This window comes from Megasphaera sp. DISK 18, from assembly GCF_001682955.1.
GTDB lineage: Bacteria > Bacillota > Negativicutes > Veillonellales > Megasphaeraceae > Megasphaera > Megasphaera massiliensis.
Map to the genome: position 1 here is coordinate 1 of NZ_LUGJ01000049.1, position 4,202 is coordinate 4,202.

General features: G+C 47.4%; 5 protein-coding genes. 4 read left to right on the top strand and 1 reads right to left on the bottom strand.

All coding sequences use genetic code 11. From position 1 onward, the window contains the following. A partial coding sequence (locus tag A0U42_RS09870) for an AraC family transcriptional regulator (RefSeq protein WP_065360831.1) occupies positions 1-723 on the bottom strand: 723 nt, incomplete at its 3' end. Between the two features lie 201 nt (positions 724-924). On the opposite strand from A0U42_RS09870, the gene dapF reads away from it, so the two are divergent. From dapF to A0U42_RS09890, 4 genes are all read left to right on the top strand, one after another. After that, positions 925-1,764: a diaminopimelate epimerase gene (gene dapF / locus A0U42_RS09875; RefSeq protein WP_065360832.1), complete on the top strand. Its 840-nt coding sequence runs from the start codon at positions 925-927 to the stop codon at positions 1,762-1,764. A 67-nt stretch (positions 1,765-1,831) separates the two neighbouring features. Further along, a complete protein-coding gene (gene sfsA, locus A0U42_RS09880) occupies positions 1,832-2,965 on the top strand; it encodes a DNA/RNA nuclease SfsA (RefSeq protein ID WP_065360833.1) in 1,134 nt (377 codons plus the stop codon). Positions 2,966-3,065: 100 nt separating this feature from the next. Beyond that, positions 3,066-3,653 carry a hydrolase gene (locus A0U42_RS09885; RefSeq protein ID WP_065360834.1) on the top strand — a complete coding sequence of 196 codons (588 nt, stop codon included), beginning with the start codon at positions 3,066-3,068 and terminating at the stop codon, positions 3,651-3,653. A 16-nt stretch (positions 3,654-3,669) separates the two neighbouring features. Then, the gene (locus A0U42_RS09890) at positions 3,670-4,092 is read left to right on the top strand and encodes an OmpH family outer membrane protein (RefSeq protein ID WP_044503436.1); all 423 of its coding nucleotides are present in this window, start codon (positions 3,670-3,672) and stop codon (positions 4,090-4,092) included. Positions 4,093-4,202: the final 110 nt, after the last annotated feature.

Sequence of the window (4,202 nt, forward strand, 5' to 3'; positions counted from 1 at the left end):
CTTGACGGGTAGCAGTTCATGCATGAGGCGGCGGGCTTTTTGCAGCCTTCTGGCCGTAATGTAACTGCCGGCGGTCATGCCGGTCTCACTTTTGAAGAGGTGCATCAAGTAGTCCGGGCTCATATAGAACCGCTTGGCCAGGGCCGGAATCGACAGGTCAGCGGTAAGATTATTTTCGAGGTAGTCGACGATATGGGCGATTTTTTTGTGCTGCTGTTTTTTCTTTACAAAGCCGATTTTCTGCGTTTTCATAGCCATCCAAAGATGGATGAGGAATTCCGAAAACAGGGCCTCCTGCAGGATGTTCCCTTCCGGGCCCGTATAAGACCAGGCTCGCCTCAGACGGCAGGATACGTTGTACAGGCTGTCCGCTTCCTGGGGCTGGCGGAGGATGGGCGAGGCGGAGTCGGAAAATAGTTGGCCTACAGGGCAGCCGCGCTGCGCATAAGTTTTTAGGTAAGCCGGAGAAATATAGGCGATGATGCGTTCGTAAGGCGTGTCGCCGGTAACGCTCGGACGATGGATTTTTCCGGCCGGAATAACGACGATGTCAAAGGGTTTTAAATCGTAGGCCGTTCCCTCGACATCGTAAGATACATGTCCCTGGAAAAAGAGGGTGATCTTGTCAAAGTCATGATAATGGTAGGGACAGGTCCACTGCCTTTTATCGACTAAGTGGAACAGTTTTAGATTACCCGATAAGTAGCCTGTTTTTTGTGCCATGTCAGTCTTTCCTTCTCTCTTTGATTGACTTTTCTTCAAAAGGAAGTTCAGTTATCTTGAAATAGCATTATTTGCAATATAGATAACATTATTTTCATATACTTTTCACTTTCAGTTATTGTATAATAGATGCTGTAAGGATTCAAGACAGTTAATGATCAATCATTATGAGTATATAATTTTTAATGGAGGGTACAAGATATGAAATTTGTCAAAATGCACGGTTTAGGCAATGATTTCGTCTTTTTTGAAGATAAGCAGGGAGCCGACAAGGATTTCTCCCAGTTAGCGATCAAGCTGTGTGCGCCTCATACCGGCGTCGGTGCTGACGGTATCATCGTCATCGTTCCCAGTGATAAAGCCGACGTCCGCATGCGTATCATCAATGCCGATGGAAGTGAAGCTGAAATGTGCGGCAACGGTATCCGCTGCTTTGCAAAATACGTCTATGACCATAAGATCATTGATAAAAAAGAATTTACCGTTGAAACCTTGGCCGGTATCATGAAGCCCAAGGTCATTCTCGGCGATGACGGAAAAGTAAGTTTAGTTACCATCAATATGGGGAAACCCTTTACCGATCGTTCTCAGATTCCTATGGAAGGCCCTGAAGGCCCGGTCGTCGACGAACCCCTTGAAGTAGATGGCAAGACGTATAAGATTACCAGCCTGCTCATGGGCGTACCCCATACGATGGTCTATGTAAAAGATGTCGATGCCGTCCCCCTTCATGAATTAGGTCCTAAATTTGAAACCCATAAGGCCTTCCCGCGTAAGACCAATATGAACTTTGTCCAGGTCATCGACGACCATACGATCAAGGTCCATACCTGGGAACGCGGTGCCGGTGCTACCTTGGCTTGCGGAACCGGTTCCTGCGCCTGCGCCGTCGGTTCTTTCATGAATGGTTTTACCGGACGCAGCGTTGACGTTCAGCTGTACTTGGGAACCCTTCACATTGAATACGATGAAAAAGACGGTAACGTCTATATGACAGGTCCTGCTGCCGTTACTTTTACCGGCGAATGGCTGGAAGATTAATTTATAAGTGTATATAATAAAAGAGGCTGTCCATGGCAGCCTCTTTTTCTCATATGTGAGGTATTTTATGGAAATGAAACAGATACAGAAGGGTAAATTCATAGATCGACCCAATCGATTTATTGCCCACGTTGACTTGGACGGACAGGTGATTACCTGCCATATGCCAAATCCCGGCAGGATGTGGGAACTTCTTTTTAAGGGGACGATTGTTTATGTGCGGCCGGCAGCAAATCCCAAGCGCAAGACGCCGTATGATGTCGTCGGTATCGAACGAGACGGCGTTCCGATTTTACTCGATACACAATATAATAATGATACGGCAGCCTGGCTTGTCGAAAACCATCTCATTCCGGGTTGGGAAGAATGGAACCTCGTTCGCCGTGAAGTGACTGTCGGCGACAGCCGCTTCGATCTCCTTTTAGGAAAGGGCGAAGAACTATTTTTCGTCGAAGTGAAATCTTGTACCTTATTCAGTGACGATGGGGCGATGTTCCCCGATGCCGTCACCGAACGAGGGAGAAAGCATATTTTAGAATTGGCGTCTATGAGCGAGAAGGGAATCCGTACGGGCGTCTTATTCCTCGTTCATTGGGACCGGGCACGGTGGTTCCTTCCCGATTACCATACGGATCCCAATTTTGCCGAAGCCTTTTATGAAGCGGCACCTCGCCTCGACTGGAAGGCCTTGGCCCTTCGCTGGGACTCCTCGTTCTCAAGGCCGGAACCGGTAAGACTCCTAACCTATCCGGAAGCTGTGTTAACGGCCGAAAATCATGACAGCGGCGACTATCTTTTCGTCATCCAAATCGCAGATGATACCGATATTGCTATTGGATCGAAAGGGATAATGCACTTTCCAAAGGGCTACTACGTCTATACCGGATCGGCTAAGAAGAATTTAGCGGCCCGACTGGCTCGTCACAGCCGTAAGCGTAAAAAATTCCATTGGCACATCGACTACCTGCGGCAGGAAGCCGATGTCATTGCTGCCATTCCCATTCGCACGTCCCAGGATTTAGAACATGAATTGGCGGGAGCTGTCGAGGTGATTTCCGATTGGCGTATCGATGGATTTGGCTGCACGGATTGCCATTGTCTGTCCCATCTCTTTGGCTTTACAGAGAACCCCATTCACTACCGTCCCTTCATTCAAATTGTCGAAGATTTTCGCATGAATCGACTGAAAAACAGGATATAAAATGTAAATTATAAGCGTAAAAATGATGAACGACCTTTTTTTTATGCGGGGTTATGGTATAATGTGAGATAAATCAATGATTAAGAGGGGGCGAGGCGCTATGGAACGCTCGCAGGCATTGGCTTTACTGCAAAAATATAATAAAGAACCTTTTCATATCATGCATGCCCTGACCGTTGAAGGTGTCATTCGCTGGTATGCGCAAGAATTAGGATACGGCGATGACGTTGACTTTTGGGGGCTCGTCGGCCTCCTGCACGACGTCGATTTTGAGCAGTATCCCGATGAACATTGTAAAAAAGCACCGGAACTCTTAGCAGAAATCGGTGCTGATGATAAATTTATCCATGCTGTCGTCTGCCATGGCTATGGCATCTGTGTCGATGTGGCACCGGAACATATGATGGAAAAAGTCCTCTATGCTGCCGATGAACTGACAGGCCTTATTTGGGCCGCCGCCAAGATGCGCCCTTCAAAGAGCACGAAAGACATGGAAGTAAAGAGTTTAAAGAAAAAATTTAAAGATAAACGGTTTGCTGCCGGCTGTTCCCGCGAAGTCATCCAAAATGGCGCTGAATTATTGGGCTGGGACTTGGCAGAACTGTTTGAAAAAACTATTTTGGCTATGCGCTCCTGTGAAGACGGTGTTCGCAACGAATGCCGGGAATTGACCGGAGTGGATGAATAATAAGGAGGAATCTACTATGAAATTACGCAAAACGATTATGGCAGCTGTGGCTGCGGCTATGTTGACAGTGGGTGCTGCCGGTGCTTCTTTCGCAGCAGGTTTGGGTACGATTGACGCTGCCGCTCTCTTGCAGAATCATCCGAAGTACGCGAAGACCATGGCCACCTGGCAGGCTGATGTAAAATCGGCTCAGGACGATTTCCAGCGGGATCTGAAGAAGACGAACGATCAAAAAGCTCAGCAGGCCTTAGTCGAAAAATATAACAATAAATTGAACCAACAGCGTATCGCTTTATTCCAGCCGCTGGAAAAAGATATCCTTGATAAAACCCAGGCTGTTCAGAAAGAAAAAGGCTTGGATTACGTCGTATTGAGCGGCTCCGTCGTTGTCGGTCAGAGCCAGGATATTACCCAGGACGTTGCTGCTCGCTTAAAATAAGGTCAGCATTTACCGTCTGAGAGAAGGTAAGATCCATCATAAAATATATAAAGACGCAGCTCGATGGAGCTGCGTCTTTTTTTATGGGGGTTACCCTGTTGAGCTGGCAA